The sequence below is a fragment of the Variovorax sp. GW531-E2 genome, from assembly GCF_059423125.1.
Window position 1 is genome coordinate 141,177 of sequence record NZ_JBWKXQ010000004.1, and the last position, 17,121, is coordinate 158,297.

Here is a 17,121-nt window from a genome sequence, read left to right on the forward strand (position 1 = left end):
TTTCGTCTGGCGCATGACCTCCCGCGTCATGGATTCGATGCACCCGTTCTGGAACAGTGGGTCCATCGATTCACCAACCAGGAGAAAAAACCATGACCGGCTTCAACATCCTCCCGCTCGCCGTCGCCCTGCTGATCGGCATTGCCGCACTGGGGTCGTGCATCGGCATCGCGCTGGTGGGCCAGAAGTTCCTCGAAGGCACGACGCGCCAGCCCGAGCTGGTCGACACGCTGCAGACCAAGTTCTTCCTGGTCGCAGGCGTGACCGACGGGGCCTTCATCATCGCGACCGGCATCGGCCTCTGGTTCGCCACTGCAAGTCCGTTCGGTTGACGTTTGCGTAACCTTTCGCGAGGGTCCGGCGCGGCGAAGGCGACACGGTTCACTGGCACCATTCGTGCTAGTACCGTTGACACCGAATTGTTTACGGCTAAAGTATTTAACTATCAACAGTTCAGTTGTCTCAACCCTTCCCTAGCCGGAGAACCCGATGCGCCCCACGTTCCTGAAATCGCCCGCGCTGCCGCGCACCCTGATCTCGCTGCTGCTGTGCGGCGCCGCCCTCGGGGCCTCGGTGTCGGCCGTGGCCGCGCCGGTCAAGGTGGGTTTGGCCCTTGACATCTCGGGGCCTTTCGCGGCCCTGGGCGCCGAGGCGCGTGACGGCTTCGCGCTGGGCATCAAGCAGCTGAACGGCAAGCTCGGCGGGCAGGACGTGGAGTTCGTGCAGGCCGACATGGCCGGCAGCCCCGACCAGGCCAAGCAGCTGGTCGACCGCATGATCCAGCGCGACAAGATCGACATCTTCAGCGGCCCCATCGGCTCCAACGTGGCGCTGGCCGTGGGCCCGACGCTGTTCAACGCCAAGGTGCCCTACCTGTCGGCCAACGCCGGCCCGAGCCAGTTCGCCGGTGCGCAGTGCAGCCCCTACTTCTTCGGCACCGCCTACCAGAACGACCAGTTCCACGAGGCCGCCGGCAAGTTCGCACAAGACCGCGCGTTCAAGAAGATCGTGCTGATCGCCCCCAACTACCCGGCCGGCAAGGATGCGCTGGGCGGTTTCAAGCGCCAGTTCAAGGGCCAGGTGGCCGACGAGCTGTACACCAAGCTGGGCCAGATCGACTATGCCGCCGAACTCGCGCAGCTGCGCGCGGCCAAGCCCGACTCGATCTACTTCTTCCTGCCCGGCGCGATGGGCATCAACTTCATCAAGCAGTTCGTGGGCGCGGGCCTGTCGAAGGACATCACGCTGGTCACCAGCGGCTTCTCGGCCGACGAGGACGTGATCGGCGCCGTGGGCGAGCCCATGCTCGGCCTGTTCAACACCTCGCACTGGGCGCACGACCTGGACAACGCCGCCAACAAGGCCTTCGTGGCCGCGTTCCGCAAGGAATACAACGGCCGCTACCCGTCGGTGTACGCCGCGCAGGCCTATGACGCGATCCTCGCGATGGACGCCGCCGTGAAGCAATCGGGCGGCAACGCGCAGAACCGCGACGCCGTGGTCGCCGCCCTGAAGAAGGCCAACTACGCCTCGACGCGCGGCACCTTCAAGTACGCGAACAACCACTTCCCCATCGAGAACTTCTACCTGCGCGTGATCGGCAAGGACGCGCAAGGCAAGGTGACGAACAAGCTGATCAATACGGTTCTCACGAACTATGGCGACAGTTATGCCGCCAAGTGCAACATGAAGTGATGCGGCTCGTCTTTCCATGAGCGGCATCCTCGTCCTCGAGCAATTGCTCAACGGCATCGGCTACGGCCTGATGCTCTTTCTTCTGGCGGCGGGCCTCACGCTGGTGTTCGGCATCATGGACGTGCTGAACTTGGCGCACGGCTCGCTGTTCATGGCCGGCGCGTATGTGGCAGCCGAGGCGCACACGCGCACCGGCTCGTTCGCCGCCGCCATCGTGGTGGCGGTGCTCGTCACCGTGGTGGTGGCGCTGCTCATCGAGGTGCTGCTGATGCGCCGCCTCTACAAGCGCGACCACCTGGCGCAGGTGCTCGCCACCTTCGGCGTGATCCTGGTGGCCGACGACATCGTCAAGATGATCTGGGGCCCCTCGCCCGTGATGGCGCCCACGCCGGCCGCGCTCTCGGGCCCGGTCGAGCTGATGGACGGCCTGCCCTACCCCTCGTACCGCCTCGTGGTGCTCGCGGGCGGCCTGCTGATGGCGCTGGCGCTGTACGTGCTGGTGAACCACACGCGCATCGGCATGCGGGTGCGCGCAGGCGCGTCCGACCGGCCGATGGCCGAGCTGATGGGCGTGCGCGTGGGCCGCATCTTCAACGGCGTGTTCCTGCTCGGCGCGGCGCTGGCCGCGCTGGCCGGCGCGCTCATGGGCCCGATCGTCGCGGTGCAGGTGGGCATGGGCGAAGCCATCCTGATCCCGGCGCTGGTGGTGCTGGTGATCGGCGGCATCGGCTCGGTGCGCGGCGCCTTCGTGGCCGCGCTGCTGGTCGGCGTGGTCGACACCATCGGCCGCGCCTTCGTGCCGATGCTGCTGCGCGCCACGCTGCCGCCCGCCACGGCGGCCGACCTGGGGCCGCTGTTCGCCGAAGTGGCGATGTACGCGCTGATGGTCGTCGTCCTGATCTTCCGGCCCTCCGGCCTCTTCTCCGCCCGCGCATGAAACCCTCGTCACGCACCTTCGGCCTCGGGCTGCTCCTCGTGGCGCTCGCGGCCTTTCCGCTGGTCGCGCCGCTGTTCGGGCTCGACTTCTACATCGGCTTCGTGCGGCGCGTGCTCGTCGTCGCGCTGGCCGCCGCGAGCCTGAACTTCATCCTCGGCTTCGGCGGCATGGTGGCGCTCGGGCATGCGGGCTTCATCGGCATGGGCGCCTACACGGTGGTGGCGCTCAGCGACGCCGGCGTGATGTCGGCCTGGATCCTGTGGCCCATGGCCGCGCTGGTGGCCGGCCTGGTGGCCGCGCTGATCGGCACGGTGGCGCTGCGCACGCGCGGCGTGTACTTCATCATGACCACGCTGGCCTTCGCGCAGATGCTGTACTTCGTCGTCGTGTCGCTGCGCAAGTACGGCGGCGACGACGGCTACACGCTGATGTCGCGCCCCACGCTGCTGCCGGGCCTGGACCTGGGCAACGAATCGACCTTCTACTGGGTGGTGCTCGTGGTGGTGGCGCTCGCGCTGTGGTGGCTGCACCGCGCCACGCAGGCGCGCTTCGGCCATGCGCTGATGGGCATCCGCGACAACGAGACGCGCATGCGCGCGCTGGGCTACCCGGTGTTCCGGCTGCAACTCGTCGCCTTTGCCATCGCGGGCGCGATCGCCGGGCTGGCCGGCGCGCTGCTGGCCGGCGGCAACGGCTTCGTGAGCCCCGCGACCATGCACTGGACGCAGTCGGCCACGCTGGTGGTGATGGTCGTCATCGGCGGCCTGGGCCGCAGCTGGGGCGGGCCGGTGGGCGCCGTGGTCTGGCTGGTGCTCGAGGAAGCGCTCAAGCAGCACACCGAACACTGGCACATGCCGCTGGGCCTGCTGCTGATCGCCGTCGCCCTCTGGGCCCCGCGCGGCCTGGCCGCGCTGTCGACGAAACGCCGCACGGTCGCAGCAGCAGCGGCTTCCGCTGCAACTGCCGCAGGGAGCGCCAAGCCATGAGCCTTTTCAGAATCGAAGGGTTGGTCAAGCGCTTCGGCGGCCTGCTGGCGACCGACCACGTGAGCCTCACGGTGGAGCGCGGCGAAGTGCATGCGCTCATCGGCCCCAATGGCGCGGGCAAGACCACGCTGGTGAACCTCATCACCGGCCTGCTGGAGGCCGACGCGGGCCGGCTGATGCTCGACGGGCAGGACATCACGGCCTACAAGGACCACCAGCGCGTGGCCGCCGGCATGTCGCGCTGCTTCCAGGTGACGCGCGTGTTCGCCAAGGAAACGGTGCACGACAACCTGATGCTCGCGGCGCAGGCCCATGCAGGGAGCAGCCTGCGTTTCCTGGCACCGCGTGCGAACGAACGCGACCTGGTCGACCGCGCCCACGCGCTGGCCGACCGCGTGGGCCTGGGCAGCGAGCGCCACCGCATCGCGGGCACGCTGCCGCACGGCGCGCAGCGCGCGCTCGACGTGGCCCTGGCGCTGGCCGCCGAACCCAAGCTGCTGCTGCTCGACGAGCCGATGGCCGGCATGGGCCCCGACGAGTCGGCGCGCATGGTCGATCTGATCGAATCGCTGCGCGCCTCGATGGCCATCCTGCTCATCGAGCACGACATGGACGCCGTGTTCCGCCTCGCCAACCGGCTCACGGTGCTGGTGCAGGGCAAGGTGCTGATGAGCGGCACGGCCGACGAAGTGCGGGGCCACCCCGATGTGCAAGCCGTGTACCTCGGCACCGAAGCGGAAGGACACGCATGAGCACGACGACCACGACATCCACCCTGCTCGAGGCCACCGCCATCGAGGCCGGCTACGGCGCCAGCCAGGTGCTGTTCGGCATCGACGTGCGCGTCGGTGCGGGCGAAGTGATGGCGCTGCTGGGCCGCAACGGCATGGGCAAGAGCACGCTGCTGAAGGTGCTGACCGGCACCATCGCGCCGATGCGCGGCGGCGTGCAGTTCTGCGGCGCGGCCATCGGCGGCCACCGGCCCGACGCCATCGCGCGGCGCGGCATGGCCATCGTGCCCGAGGGGCGCCACGTGTTCCCCAACCTCAGCGTGGACGAGCACCTGCGCGCCTTCGCACGGCCCCGGCCCGGCAGCGCGCCACGCTGGACCGTGGAGGCGCTGTACAAGCTCTTTCCGCGCCTGTCGGAGCGCAAGGCCAACGCGGGCAACCAGCTCTCGGGCGGCGAGCAGCAGATGCTGGCCATTGCGCGCGCACTGTCGACGCACCCGCGCCTGCTGATCCTCGACGAAGCCACCGAGGGCCTGGCCCCGGTGATCCGCGAGGAGATCTGGCACTGCATCGCCACGCTGAAGTCGGAGGGCGAGGCGATCCTCGTGGTCGACAAGTACGTGCAGCGCCTGCTGCCGCTGGCCGACCGCCACGTGATCCTCGAACGCGGACGCGTGGTGTGGCAGGGCGACTCGGCCGCGCTCGATGCCGACCGGTCGCTGTGGACGCGCTACCTGGGCGTGTGAGCCGGCGCTCGTCCGTTCGCTGCTAGCGCGGACGGCACGCCAGGAAGTTGGCCCACGTCACGTCGTCGCGGCCGATCCACTGGCTGTCCCATTGCAGGTCAAGGCCCGCCGTCGCCAGCGCTTCGGCGAACGCGTCTTTCGCCCAGTACACGGTCTGGTAGTCGCCGAGGGTCTCGCCTTCGCCGATGCGCATGGCCGCGAGAAAAACCCCGCCGGGCGCGAGCGCATCGAACACCTTGCGCAGCACCGGCGCGATCTGCGCGCGATCGACATGGATCAGCACGCACATCGCAAGGACTGCGTCGTAGGGCCCGCCCAGCGCATCCGTGACGACGTTGAGCAGCTCGCCCTGCTTGCCGCGTTCGGCCTGCAGGTCGAGAAACGCCTGGACCGCATCGGTGCGCTTCACGACCCCGCCCAGGGATTCGACGAAGTCGGCGTCCTGCCCCGACCCGGAACCGATCTCGAGCACGGTGCCGCCGGCGGGCACGCGCTGCATCATCCGGCGCACCGCCTCCTCGATCTCGGGCGGCCGGTGGCCCGCCACGATCGCGTTGTAGTCGCGCGCGGACGCTTCGTAGGACGCAAGGGTGCGGTCCATGTGCTCGCGCACCGGGGTGGGGGCGGTCATGGGCGCCTTTGCCGGGTTCAGACCGAGCGCGTGATGCCGCCGTCCACGCGCAGGTTCTGCCCCGTGATGTAGCCCGCGCCCTCGGAGGCCAGGAAGCCGATGGTGGCGGCGATCTCTGCGCTGCGGCCGTAGCGGCCCATCGGGATGCGTTCGCGAAACACTTCTTTCTCGGGCAGGCTGTCGATGAAGCCGGGCAGCACGTTGTTCATGCGCACGTTGTGCTTGGCGTACTGGTCGGCGAAGAGCTTGGTGAAGGCCGCGAGGCCGGCGCGGAACACGCCCGAGGTCGGGAACACCGGGTCGGGCTCGAAGGCGGCGAAGGTCGAGATGTTGATGATCGCGCCGCCGCCCTGCTTCACCATGTGCGGCGCCACGAGGCGCGCGGGGCGCACGGCGCTCAGGAAGTAGACGTCCATGCCGCGGTGCCAGTCGTCGTCGCTGATCTCCAGGATCGGTGCGCGCGGGCCGTGTCCGGCGCTGTTCACGAGCACGTCGATGCGGCCCCATTCGGCCATGACCTGGTCCACGAGGCGCTGGATGTCGTCGTTCGACTGGTTGGAGCCGGTGACGCCGAGGCCGCCGAGTTCCTGCGCCAGCGCCTCGCCCTTGCCCGACGAGGACAGGATGGCCACGCGAAAGCCGTCGTCCGCGAGCTTGCGCGCCGCGGCGGCGCCCATGCCGCTGCCGCCGGCGGTGACGATGGCTACTTTCTGATCTGACATGGTGGGTTCTTCCTTCGGATGAAACCCCGTAGCCTACCCCTCGATGTCCCAGCGCGCTTTCACGGGGAAAGGCGCGCTGTCCTGCAGGGTGAAGCGCTTCAGGTCTTCGTCGAACTCGGCCTGCGGCATCAGCGAGGGCACCTGCTCGGGCCTGGCGCGCGGGCCCGTCTTGAAAGGCCGCGACACCAGCGGCTGCCGGCTCAGCGCCCGCAGGTAGGCGGCGGTTTCCGTGTCGTCCATGAAAGCCGTGACGGTGGCCACGTCGGCCGCGATGCGCTCGGCCATCTCGGGCTCGGACAGGTCCCAGTCGCCGAGGTAGCTCAGGTCGACAAAGGCTTCCAGGAATTTCGCGCAGACGAAATCGGCGAACGAGCCGTGGCCGACGCTGCTTTCCTCATCGTCGTGCCACACGAAGGCCACGCCCACGGCGCCGCCATCCAGCGGCACGAGGCAGTAGGCGTCGCCCGCGCCCGATTGCGCAAAGGGCAGGAAGCGGCGGCCGTCCTGCCACTTGGCGTCGAGCCACTCATCGAGGTCGTTGGCCGCCTGCTCGGCGTCCAGCCACTCGAAGTCGGGGAAGCCGACCAGATCAGGCGGCCCGCTGGCGAGGAGCTGTTGCAGCAGCGGGGGAATTTCGATGCCGGTGCGGCGCGAGAGATCGTCGAACGTCATCGCTCAGGCCGTCGGCAACGTGGCCTGCATCGACGGCCGGTGGTTGAACGCCGCGAACCACTTCGCGCTGTTCGGCGCCTGGGCGCGCCAGTCCACCGAGGGAAAGCGGAAGTCCATGTAGCCCAGCGCGCAGCCGAAGGCGATGGTGCCGATGTCGACGCGATCGCCGAACGACGGCGCCGCCGCTTCCAGCCATTCGAGGCCGGTGCGCACCTTGTCGAGCTGGCCATCGGTCCAGTCGCTCCAGCGCAGCGCCTCGGGGCGCAGCATGGTCTCGTAGCGCGCGAGCAGCGCGGCGCCGGTCATGCCGTCGGCCAGCGACAGCTCGGTCAGGCGCGCCCAGCGCGCGGGCCCGGAGGCCGGGAACAGACCGCCGGCGTACGCGGTGTCGAGGTACTCGCAGATCACGCGGCTGTCGAACAGTGCCTGGCCGTCGTCGGTGAGAAAGGTCGGCACCTGGCCCAGCGGGTTGGTCGGCAGGATGCGGGCGTCGCGCTTCACCGGGCCGGCCGCGCTGGGCAGCTTCTCGATGCGGTCGGCCACGCCCAGCTCGTGGGCCACGACCATGCACTTGCGCACGAAGGGAGACGCGGGAGAGAAGAAGATCTTCATGGCCGGAGTGAGCGAGTAGGTGTTGAAAAAGGAGGCAGGCCGTTCAGCCCGTGATCGGCGTGCGCGGCGACCCCGGCTTGCGGATGCGCAGCATGCCCTCCTGCGCCGCCGAGGCCACGAGGCGGCCGTCGCGCGTGTAGAGGCTGCCGCGGCACAGGCCGCGCGCGCCGCCCGCGCTGGGCGAGTCGACCACGTAGAGCAGCCAGTCGTCGAAACGGAAATCGCGGTGGAACCACATCGCGTGGTCCAGGCTGGCAGGGCGCACCTGGCCGCTCATGAAGCTCAGCCCGTGCGGCAGCATCGCGGCGCGCAGCAGGCCGTGGTCGGAGGCGTAGGCCAGCAGCGCGCGGTGCACCGTCAGGTCGTCGGGCAGCGGCGCGATGGCGCGCATCCAGATGGCGCTCTGGTTCTCGGTGGGGCGCACCTCGGGCCGCAGCAGGTCTTCGGGGTCGACGCGCCGGTACTCGATGCCGTGCGGCTGGATCGCCTTGGAGCGCCAGGGTTCGGGCAGGCGGTCGCCGAGCGCGATGCGCTGGTCGAGTTCGCTGGTCAGGCCCTCGGGGCCTTCGACCGCGGGCATGGGGAACTGGTGCTCGACGCCCTCGTCCACGGTCTGGAACGAGGCCGACATCTCGAAAATGATGCGGTCCTGCTGGCGCGCCACCACGTGGCGCGTGGTGAAGCTGCGGCCGTCGCGCACGCGGTCGACGCTGTACTCGATGGGCGCGTGCTCGCCGGGCAGCAGGAAGTAGGCGTGCATCGAATGCACCGGGCGCTCGGCGCCCACCGTGAGGCTGGCGGCCATGAGCGACTGGCCGAGCACCTGGCCGCCGAAGACGGCGGGCGTGCCGATGTCCTCGCTCTGGGCCAGGAAACGGTCGCCGCCCAGCGGTTCGAGCTGCATGAGGGCGACGAGGTCGGCAACGAGGCGGGCGGCAAGGACGGGTTCAGGGGTCATCGGGGGAAGGGATTCGGCGCAGAAAAGCAATCCACGACGATAGCAAAGGCCGGGCCCGCGCGCTGTCGCGGCCCGGTCAGCGGCGCCCGGCGGGCCTACTTGAAGAAGCAGATGTCCAGCATCAGGCGCAGGCTGCAGCCGTGGTCGGTGCCGCCGTCCACCATGCGCACCGGCACGCCGCCCAGCAGCATCGCGCCGTCGGCGCCGTACGTCAGCGGCGAACGCGCGGCCTGGGTGAACGGACCGCTGAGCGTTTCCTGCTCGACGTACTTCAGGTACTGGCGCCGCGAGAAATCGACCGTGTCGGCCGACTTCAGCGCCACCGCCGCGTAGCGCTTGCCGTAGACCGTGCCGAAGTAGCGCAGCACCGGCCCGGTGCGGTCGCCGTACTTCACCTCGGCCTTCGCGAAGCCGGTCTGGACGAGGAAGTTGCGGTCTTCGGGGGTCAGGTCGGCGTCGAAGGCCATCAGCACGTACTGGCCTTCGAAGCTCTGGTTGCGAGCCACCTTCAGTTCGCCGATGAGCGCGGGCGTGACCTTGGTGCGGCCGTCCCAGCGCAGCAGCGCGGCCACGGACGGGTCGCCGTCGAACACGTAGTGGTACTTGTCGCCGGCGATGGCGACCTTGCGGCCGTCCTTGGCCGCGACGAAGCTCAGCACGCGGTCCTTGCCGTGGACGGGGTCGCCCTCGGGGGTGCTGGCGCAGCCCACCTGCAGCAGGCCGAAGGCGGCGCAGGCCAGCGCCAGGAAGAATCGACGCGCGGGGGTCGACAGCGAAGAAGAAAGAGGCACGGTGTGTCCGGGGTTCGAGTTCATCCAGCCCCGGACTCTAGCGCCGCGCAGCCCTCAACGGTCCAGGTCGACGCCGTCGGCCAGCAGCTTTTTCTGCAGCGCCGCCACGTCGATCGCCGCGAAGCGCCCGCTGCCCAGCGAGGCCGCCGCGGTGCCCGCCGCCTGCCCCATGACGAAGCAGCCGCCGCTGGCGCGCGCGGCCGACTGGCCTTCGTGCGTCATCGAGGCGCAGCGCCCGGCCACCAGCAGGTTGTCGAGCGTCTGCGGCACCAGCATGCGCCACGGCAGGTGGTTGTAGGCGTTGGCTTCGTCGCGCGGGAAGGCCCACTCGATGCGGCCGTCGGCGTGCATTTCCATCGGCCAGGCGTTCAGGCCGATGGTGTCGTCGAAGGTGGCCGAGCCGAGGATGTCCTCGCGGCCCAGCGCGTACAGGCCCTGGATGCGCCGCGTCTCGCGGATGCCGACCTGCGGCGCGATCTCCACGATGGCCGACGGCGCGAAGCCCGGCACCTCGGCCTGCAGGAACTTGAAGTACGCAGCGATCTGGCGCCGGCCTTCGAGCTCGCCGTCGCTGAGCTCGCGCGCATCGACGCCGTTCATCGCGCGGCCTTCGGCGTTGCGGATCTGCGTGACGTTGGCACGCCATTCGCGCGGGTCCTTGTTGGGCCGCAGGATCGCGCCTTCGCGCGGAAAGCTGTACTTGCCCGGGTGCTGCTGCTCGGCGCGCGCCATGAAGCCGTTGATGGCCGAGAACTCGCCCACCGCCTCCAGCGCGGCCGGTGCGTCGACCTGACCGATGCGGAACATGGTGGTCGGGAACAGCCCGCTGCCGTGGCCGTCGCCCACTTCGAAGGGCACGCCCGCGAAGGCCGCCACGTCGGCGTCGCCGCTGGCGTCGATGAAGGCGTTGGCGCGGATCGCCTGGCGGCCCGATTTCGTTTCGACCACCAGCGCGGCGATGCGCGCGCCATCGTGCAGCACCGCCGCGGCATACGCGTGGAACAGCATCTGCACACCGGCCGCTTCGAGCAGCTGGTCAGCGGCCAGCTTGTAGGCCGAGGTGTCGTACGAGCGCACGCAGATGCGCCCGCCCATGCCGTTCTGCGGCGCGTTCATGCCGTTGAAGCCGGCGATGCGGTCGATGAGGTCGTCGACCACGCCGCGCACCAGCTGCGTCATCTCGCCGCGGCGCTTGCCGTACAGGCCCGCGAAGTTGGTCACGCCGCCCGCGGTGCCCATGCCGCCGAGAAAACCGTAGCGCTCCACCAGCAGCGTGCGCGCGCCGTGGCGCGCGGCGCTCACGGCGGCGGCAATGCCGGCGGGGCCGCCGCCGACCACGACCACGTCAAAGTCGCCGAACACCGGCAGCGCGCGTGCCGGTTCGGTCAGGGTGTGTTGTTGCTGCGTCGTCGCCATCACTGGAGCTTGATGCCGCGGGTCGAAATGATCTTGCTCATGATCGCCGCCTCTTCCTTCACGCGCGTGCGCATGCCGTCGGGCGAGGTGCCCACGGCCTGCCAGCCTTGCTCGAAGAGCTTGCGGCGCACGTCGGGGTCTTTCATGACGATCTCGATCTCGCGGCTGATGCGTGCCTGCGCGGTCTTCGACAGGCTGGCCGGGCCGAGCAGCGCCACCCACACCTCGAGGCTGAAGTCCTTCACGCCGGCGTCGGCCAGCGGGGCGATCTCGGGCACCAGCGCGCTGCGCCCGCCCGTGAGGCCCACGGCCTTGAGCTTGCCGGCGCGGATCTGCGGCATGGCCACGCCCGGCGGGATCAGGCCCATCTGCACCTGGTCGCCCAACATGCCGGTGACGACCTGCGGGTTGCCCTGGTAGGGCACGTGCTCGGGCTTGAAGCCGTTCACGCGGCTCTTGAGAAGTTCCATGCCCAGGTGGCCGACCGAGCCCACGCCCACCGAGCCGTAGTTCCACTTGTCGCCGGCCTGGCGCGCGGCGTCGAAGAACGCGGTGCCCGAGGGCAGGCTGTTCTGCGCCACGAGCACCAGGGGCGCGGTGGCGATGAGCGACAGGTACGTGAAGTCCTTCGCCGGGTCGTACGGCAGCTTGGGGTACAGCATCTTCGACGACGTGAGGTTGCCGTTGATGACGATGCCCAGCGTGTGGTCGTCGGTGGCCTTGGCCACCTGGTCGGCCGCGATGTTGCCCGAGGCGCCGGCCTTGTTGTCCACCACGACCGGCTGGCCCAGCGCGCGGGACAGCGGCTCGGCGATGGTGCGCGCCGCGATGTCGGGCGTGGAGCCGCCCGGGAAACCCACCAGCAGGCGGATCGGCTTGGTCGGCCACGCGGGGGTGTCGGCGCTGGCGGACAGCGGCAGCGCCGCGGTGGCGGCCAGGCCGCAGGCGATCAGGAGGGCTCTCTTGGTGGCTTGCATGGAAAAAGACAGTTAAAAGGTAAACAAAAATGCAAAGAGAGCCAGCTTAACTGGCGCGCCGAGCCCTGGGCAAGGCGCACCCTCGTCAGTCGAGGCTGATGTTGCCCCGGCGCACCAGCTCCCCGTACACCTTCGACTTGGCCTCGGCATTGCGCTCGATCTCCTCGGGCGACCAGGCCAGCGGCTCGAAGGCGAAGGTGTCGAAGCGGGCGCGGATGTCCGGATCGGCGATGACCTTGGCCACGTCGGCGTTGATCTTGGCCTTCACGGCGGCCGACACGCCCTTGGGCGCCAGCAGCGACACGAAGGAGTTGACCTCCAGCGAAGCCGGGCCGCCGGCCTCGGCCATGGTGGGCACGTCGGGCATCTGCGGGATGCGCTTGGGCGCGGCCACGGCGATGTAGCGCAGCTTGCCGGCCTTGTAGATGCCCTGGCTCGACGGGATGCTCGCGAAGGCCCACGGCACCTCGCCGGTGCCCACGTTGGAATACAGCTGCGACACCTCACGGTACGGCGCGTGCCGCATGCGGATGCCCGTGAGCGCCTCGAGCTGCTGCGCGCCCAGGTGGCCCGGGCTGCCGACGCCCCACGAGCCGTAGACCACGCCTTCGGGGTTGGCCTTGGCGGCGGCGACCAGGTCGCCCATGGTCTTCCACTTCGACTCGGTGCCCACGGCCACGAAGAAGGGCGTGCGGAACAGCGAGGCGACCGGGTCGAAGTGCTGCAAGGTCACGAAGTTGCGCGACTTGTACAGGTGCGGCAGCGCGGCGATGTGCTCGCTGTCCAGCTGCAGCAAGGTGTAGCCGTCGGGCGCGGCGCGGCGCGCCTGGTCGATGGCGATGAAGCCGCCGCCGCCGGGCCGGTTGTCGACCACCACGCGCTGGTTCCACAGCCGCGAGAGCTTGTCGGACACGAGCCGCAGCACCGCGTCGGGGCCGCTGCCGGCCGCGAACGGGGTGATCAGCGTCACCGGCTTGCTCGGGTAGTCGCTGCCCTGCGCCCAGGCGCCGGAAGCGGCGGTCAGGGCCAGGACGGCGGTCGTCAGCAATGCGCGCGGAAAGTTCATGGGTTGTCTCCTGGGCCTTCGGCCTCGTTGGTGGGATATCGTAGAAAAACGCGTGTCAGCGCGGCATGGGCGCATCGCCCAGACAGTGCTCGGGTCGCCAGGCATAAAGCCATTCGACCGCATCGTAGAAACGTTCGGGCGTGCGCCCGGTCCACAGGCTGTTGCGCACCAGGCGCTCCACGCCCTGGGCGTGGTACAGGCGCCCCATCTCGCGCACCGACAGCACGACGCGCGCGCAGCGTGCGATGCGGGCCTGCTCGTAGCGCTGGAAGGCGGCGGCCATGTCGAAGTCGCAGGCCTTCACGGCCTCGCCGAGCGTCACGGCGTCTTCGAGCGCCATGCAGGCGCCCTGCGCGAGGTACTGCATCATGGGATGCGCCGCGTCGCCCAGCAGCGTGGCCGGGCCGACGCTCCAGCGCTCGACCGGGTCGCGGTCGGCGGTGCTCCAGCGGCGCCACGAGGTCGGGCGGTCGAGCAGCTGGCGCGGGCGCGCGTGCACGCCTTCGAAGTACGACAGCACCTCTTCTTTGCTGCCGTCGGTGACGCCCCATTCTTCGGCATCGCGGCTGTGGAAGGTGACGACCAGGTTGTACTGCTCGCCGTGGCGCAGCGGGTAGTGCACCAGGTGGCAGTTCGGGCCGGCCCAGACCACGGGCGCGTTCCATTGCAGGTCGGCGGGCATGTCGGCCGCGGGCACCACGGCGCGGTAGACCACGTGGCCCGACACGCGCGGCGCGTCGCCGATGAGCGTGGCGCGCACCACCGACTTCACGCCGTCGCAGCCGACGATGGCGTCGGCCTGGAAACGGCGGCCGTCGCGCGTGACGGCCGTGACGCCGTGCGCGCCGATGTCGATCGCCTCGACCTGCGCCGAGGTGTGGAAGCGGATCAGCGGATGCTGCTTCACGGCCTCGTGGATCGCGCCGTGCAGGTCGGCCCGGTGGCTCACGGCATACGGATTGCCGAAGCGCGCGCGGAAGGCCTCGCCGACGGGCACCGAGGCCACTTCGCTGCAATCGACCGCGTCCATCATCACGAGCCGGTCGGTGAACACCGAGCTGCGACGCACGGCCTCGCCCACGCCCAGCGCGTCAAGCGCCGCGAAGGCGTTGGGGCCGAGCTGCAGGCCGGCGCCGATCTCGCCGATGACAGCGCTCTGTTCGAGCAGGTCGATGGCCACGCCCAGGCGTGCGAGCGCCAGCGCGGCGGCCATGCCGCCGATGCCGCCGCCGACGAGCAGCACGGAAGGAGGTTGCTTCGAGAGGGTCATGCGCGGGCCGGGGCGCTCAGTCGATGCGAACAGTCAGGGACGGCAGGCGCTCGATGCTGACCTTGATCGTCTGGCCCGGTTTCACCGCGCCCACGCCTTCGGGCGTGCCCGTGAAGATCAGGTCGCCGGGCTGCAGTGCGAACAAGGTCGAGAGGTTGGCGATGACTTCGTTCACCGACCAGATCAGGTGCGTGATGTCGCTGTTCTGGCGCACCTGGCCGTCCACTTCGAGCGTGATGGCGCCGGCGTTGATCTCGCCCACGTCGGCCAGCGAGCGCAGCGGCGCGATGGGGGCCGAGAAGTCGAAGGCCTTGCCGATCTCCCAGGGGCGGCCGGCTTCGCGCATCTTCATCTGCAGGTCGCGGCGCGTCATGTCCAGGCCCACGGCGTAGCTGTGGATGTGGCTGGCGGCCTGGTCGACCGGGATGTCCTTGCCACCCTTGCCGATGGCGACCACCAGCTCGGCTTCGTAGTGGTAGTTGCTCGTGAGCGAGGGGTATGGCACGGCGCCGGTGGCGCCTTCGGCCACGGGCACGACCGAGGCGTCGTCGTTCGGCTTGCAGAAGAAGAACGGCGGTTCGCGGTCGGGGTCGAAGCCCATCTCGCGCGCATGCGCCGCGTAGTTGCGGCCGACGCAGTAGACGCGGCGCACGGGGAACTGCCGGTCGGAGCCGATGATGGGCAGGCCGACGATGGAAGGGGGCGTGAAGACGAAGGACATGGAAGCTCCTGCCGCGTGGGACGGCACATCAGACAAACAAGAAAAGGAAGGAAAGAAGGTCGCCGCGCTTTCAGGCGTCTTCGAGAAAGGCTTCGCGCAGGATGCCCATGGCCTGCTGCACGGGGCGGTCGGAAAAACTGAAGAGCACGGTGTCTTCGTTCGGCGACGACAGGCGCAGCGGCGCCCACGAGGGCACGACGAAGGTGTCGCGCGGGCCGAAGTCGAAACGCTGGCCGGCAATCTCGGCCGTGCCGTGGCCTTCAACCACGCTGTAGACGGTGCCGTCGGTGGCGCGGTGCGCCTGGCCGGCGAAGCCCTGGGGCAGCAGCTGCAGCTGGGTCGAGATGGTCGGCATCGGCGAGCCGCCCGTCAGCGGGTTGATGTAGCGCAGCTTGTGGCCGAGCCAGGCATCGGGCGCCTCCTGCTTCTGCAATTGGGCCAGCGCCTCGCGGCTGCGCAGGTAGGGGTAGTTGAAGATCGGCGAGGTGGCCGAGGTGTGGTCGTGCCGCACCGGCACCATGTTGTGGCCGAAGCGCGTCAGGCTGTGGCCTTCGGGGCGCGCCACGTGCTGCACCTTGGCGTCGTCGTTCTCGGCGAAGCCGGCGTCGAAGAAGCGCAGCATGGGAATGTCGAGCCCGTCGAGCCAGATCACCGGCTCGGTCACGCCTTCGATGCCTTCGTTGCCATGGTCGTGCCAGGCCCACGAGGGCGTGATGATGAAGTCGCCGGGGTGCATCGTCGTGCGCTCGCCGCCCACGGTGGTGTAGGCGCCCTTGCCGTCCACGATGAAGCGCAGCGCCGACTGCACATGGCGGTGCGACGGTGCCACCTCGCCCGGCATGATGAGCTGCAGGCCGGCGTAGATCGACTGCGTGATCGACGCGTTGCCGGGCAGCGCGGGGTTCTCGAGCACCAGCACGCGGCGCACGGCCTCTTCGGCGGTGATGAGGTCGGCCGACTCCATGAGCAGCGGGCGGATCTCGTCGTAGCGCCACAGCGCGGGCACGCACGGGCTCGCGGGCTCGCGCGGCACCAGCGCGTGCAGCGACTCCCACAGCGGCGAGAGGTTCAGCGGGCGGATGCGGGCGTAGTAGTCGCGGCGCTCGGCGGCGTTGGCCGGTGCGCTGGCGGCATGGGAAGAAGCGGGGTTCATGGGGTCGGTGTCTCCGTTGGCGGCATTGTTGACCTGCACCACTATTTCCTCAAGACCGCGTGCCAATACACGGAATTCGAAATTTCGATAATGGTGCCTTTCGCCTTCAGGGCTCCGTCCCGCCTCATCCCATGTCCAAGCTCGATCTCGAATGGCTCGCCGTGTTCGACGAGGTCTACAAGACCGGCAACGTCACCAAGGCGGCCGAGCGCCTGGGCATGGCGCAGGCGGCGGCCAGCACGGCGCTGAACAAGCTGCGCGCGCACTTCGACGACCGCCTGTTCACCCGCACCGCGCAGGGCATGCAGCCCACGCCCCACGCCGAACGCATCTACCCGAACCTGCGCGAGGCGCTGGCGCAGCTGGCGCAGGCGCAGGGCAACCGCAGCAGCTTCGAGCCGGCGCGCGCGCAGCGGCGCTTTCGCATCTGCATGACCGACATCAGCGAGGTGGTGCTGCTGCCCGGCCTGCTCGACCACCTGCGCCATGCGGCGCCGGGCGTGCACATCGAGACCGAGATCATCTCCACCCACAGCGGCCGCCGGCTGCAGGATGGCGACGTCGATCTGGCCGTGGGCTTCATGCCGCAGCTGGACGCGGGCTTCTACCAGCAGGTGCTGTTCATGCAGAACTTCGTCTGCCTGGCGGCGCAGAACCATCCGCGCATCGGTGCCAAGCTCACGCGCAAGCGCTTCGAGGAAGAAGCGCACGCGGTGGTGTCCAGCTCGGGCACGGGGCACGCCATCGTCGACACCACCATCGCGCGCCTGGGCCTCAAGCGCAACGTGGTGGTGCGGCTGTCGAGCTTTTTGAGCGTGGCGCGCATCGTGGCCCACACCGAGCTGATCGTGGTGGTGCCGCGCATCCTGGGCAACGTGCTGGCCACGCAGGAGCCGGTGAAGGTGCTGGCGCCGCCCTTCACGCTGCCGGCCTATGCGGTCAAGCAGCACTGGCACGAGCGCTTTCATGCCGACCCGGGCAACGCCTGGCTGCGCCGCACGCTGGCCCAGCTGTTCAGCGGCAGCTGAACGGCGGCG

At 69.5% G+C, this 17,121-nt stretch carries 19 protein-coding genes; 7 read left to right on the plus strand and 12 right to left on the minus strand.

The features are described from left to right. Positions 1 to 92 precede the first annotated feature (92 nt). The 6 genes from atpE to AC07XP_RS04745 all read left to right on the plus strand — a co-directional run bounded on the left by atpE (position 93) and on the right by AC07XP_RS04745 (position 5,095). Positions 93 to 332, plus strand: coding sequence for a F0F1 ATP synthase subunit C (atpE, locus tag AC07XP_RS04720; protein ID WP_062476044.1), 240 nt, complete (start codon positions 93 to 95; stop codon positions 330 to 332). Positions 333 to 489: 157 nt separating this feature from the next. Continuing rightward, entirely contained in the window at positions 490 to 1,695 is a 1,206-nt protein-coding gene (locus AC07XP_RS04725) for an ABC transporter substrate-binding protein (protein WP_095743275.1), read from the plus strand. Between the two features lie 16 nt (positions 1,696 to 1,711). Further along, the gene (locus tag AC07XP_RS04730; RefSeq protein WP_062476050.1) at positions 1,712 to 2,632 is read left to right on the plus strand and encodes a branched-chain amino acid ABC transporter permease; all 921 of its coding nucleotides are present in this window, start codon (positions 1,712 to 1,714) and stop codon (positions 2,630 to 2,632) included. Then, entirely contained in the window at positions 2,629 to 3,618 is a 990-nt protein-coding gene (locus AC07XP_RS04735) for a branched-chain amino acid ABC transporter permease (RefSeq protein WP_492733465.1), read from the plus strand. The genes AC07XP_RS04730 and AC07XP_RS04735 overlap by 4 nt, the downstream gene beginning before the upstream one ends. After that, on the plus strand, positions 3,615 to 4,370 hold the full coding sequence (locus AC07XP_RS04740; RefSeq protein ID WP_159273561.1) for an ABC transporter ATP-binding protein: 756 nt from the start codon (positions 3,615 to 3,617) through the stop codon (positions 4,368 to 4,370). The genes AC07XP_RS04735 and AC07XP_RS04740 overlap by 4 nt, the downstream gene beginning before the upstream one ends. Continuing rightward, the gene (locus AC07XP_RS04745; RefSeq protein ID WP_062476058.1) at positions 4,367 to 5,095 is read left to right on the plus strand and encodes an ABC transporter ATP-binding protein; all 729 of its coding nucleotides are present in this window, start codon (positions 4,367 to 4,369) and stop codon (positions 5,093 to 5,095) included. Before AC07XP_RS04740 ends, AC07XP_RS04745 begins: the two co-directional genes overlap by 4 nt. Positions 5,096 to 5,117: 22 nt before the next feature. On the opposite strand, the gene AC07XP_RS04750 is transcribed toward AC07XP_RS04745, so the two are convergent. The 12 genes from AC07XP_RS04750 to gtdA form a co-directional block, all read right to left on the minus strand. Continuing rightward, entirely contained in the window at positions 5,118 to 5,726 is a 609-nt protein-coding gene (locus AC07XP_RS04750) for a methyltransferase (RefSeq protein WP_495263969.1), read from the minus strand. Positions 5,727 to 5,743: 17 nt separating this feature from the next. Further along, entirely contained in the window at positions 5,744 to 6,448 is a 705-nt protein-coding gene (locus tag AC07XP_RS04755; protein ID WP_495263970.1) for an SDR family oxidoreductase, read from the minus strand. Between the two features lie 33 nt (positions 6,449 to 6,481). Beyond that, on the minus strand, positions 6,482 to 7,120 hold the full coding sequence (locus tag AC07XP_RS04760; protein WP_307696885.1) for an SMI1/KNR4 family protein: 639 nt from the start codon (positions 7,118 to 7,120) through the stop codon (positions 6,482 to 6,484). Between the two features lie 3 nt (positions 7,121 to 7,123). Continuing rightward, a complete protein-coding gene (locus tag AC07XP_RS04765) occupies positions 7,124 to 7,732 on the minus strand; it encodes a glutathione S-transferase (RefSeq protein WP_492733455.1) in 609 nt (202 codons plus the stop codon). A 43-nt stretch (positions 7,733 to 7,775) separates the two neighbouring features. Continuing rightward, positions 7,776 to 8,690, minus strand: a complete 915-nt coding sequence (locus tag AC07XP_RS04770) for an acyl-CoA thioesterase (protein ID WP_062476073.1) — start codon at positions 8,688 to 8,690, stop codon at positions 7,776 to 7,778. A 95-nt stretch (positions 8,691 to 8,785) separates the two neighbouring features. After that, positions 8,786 to 9,481, minus strand: a complete 696-nt coding sequence (locus AC07XP_RS04775; protein ID WP_495263971.1) for a hypothetical protein — start codon at positions 9,479 to 9,481, stop codon at positions 8,786 to 8,788. Positions 9,482 to 9,535: 54 nt separating this feature from the next. Then, entirely contained in the window at positions 9,536 to 10,897 is a 1,362-nt protein-coding gene (locus tag AC07XP_RS04780) for an FAD-dependent oxidoreductase (RefSeq protein ID WP_062476078.1), read from the minus strand. Further along, positions 10,897 to 11,874, minus strand: coding sequence for a Bug family tripartite tricarboxylate transporter substrate binding protein (locus AC07XP_RS04785; protein WP_495263972.1), 978 nt, complete (start codon positions 11,872 to 11,874; stop codon positions 10,897 to 10,899). The genes AC07XP_RS04780 and AC07XP_RS04785 overlap by 1 nt, the downstream gene beginning before the upstream one ends. Positions 11,875 to 11,959: 85 nt before the next feature. After that, a complete protein-coding gene (locus AC07XP_RS04790) occupies positions 11,960 to 12,940 on the minus strand; it encodes a Bug family tripartite tricarboxylate transporter substrate binding protein (protein WP_495263973.1) in 981 nt (326 codons plus the stop codon). Positions 12,941 to 12,995: 55 nt separating this feature from the next. Further along, a complete protein-coding gene (locus AC07XP_RS04795; protein WP_495263974.1) occupies positions 12,996 to 14,210 on the minus strand; it encodes a 3-hydroxybenzoate 6-monooxygenase in 1,215 nt (404 codons plus the stop codon). 16 nt (positions 14,211 to 14,226) lie between these two features. Further along, entirely contained in the window at positions 14,227 to 14,931 is a 705-nt protein-coding gene (locus tag AC07XP_RS04800) for a fumarylacetoacetate hydrolase family protein (RefSeq protein ID WP_495263975.1), read from the minus strand. A gap of 70 nt (positions 14,932 to 15,001) precedes the next feature. Continuing rightward, on the minus strand, positions 15,002 to 16,084 hold the full coding sequence (gene gtdA, locus AC07XP_RS04805; protein WP_495263976.1) for a gentisate 1,2-dioxygenase: 1,083 nt from the start codon (positions 16,082 to 16,084) through the stop codon (positions 15,002 to 15,004). A 131-nt stretch (positions 16,085 to 16,215) separates the two neighbouring features. Between gtdA and AC07XP_RS04810 the strand changes: the two genes are divergently transcribed. Further along, positions 16,216 to 17,112: a LysR family transcriptional regulator gene (locus AC07XP_RS04810; RefSeq protein ID WP_062476092.1), complete on the plus strand. Its 897-nt coding sequence runs from the start codon at positions 16,216 to 16,218 to the stop codon at positions 17,110 to 17,112. Positions 17,113 to 17,121: the final 9 nt, after the last annotated feature.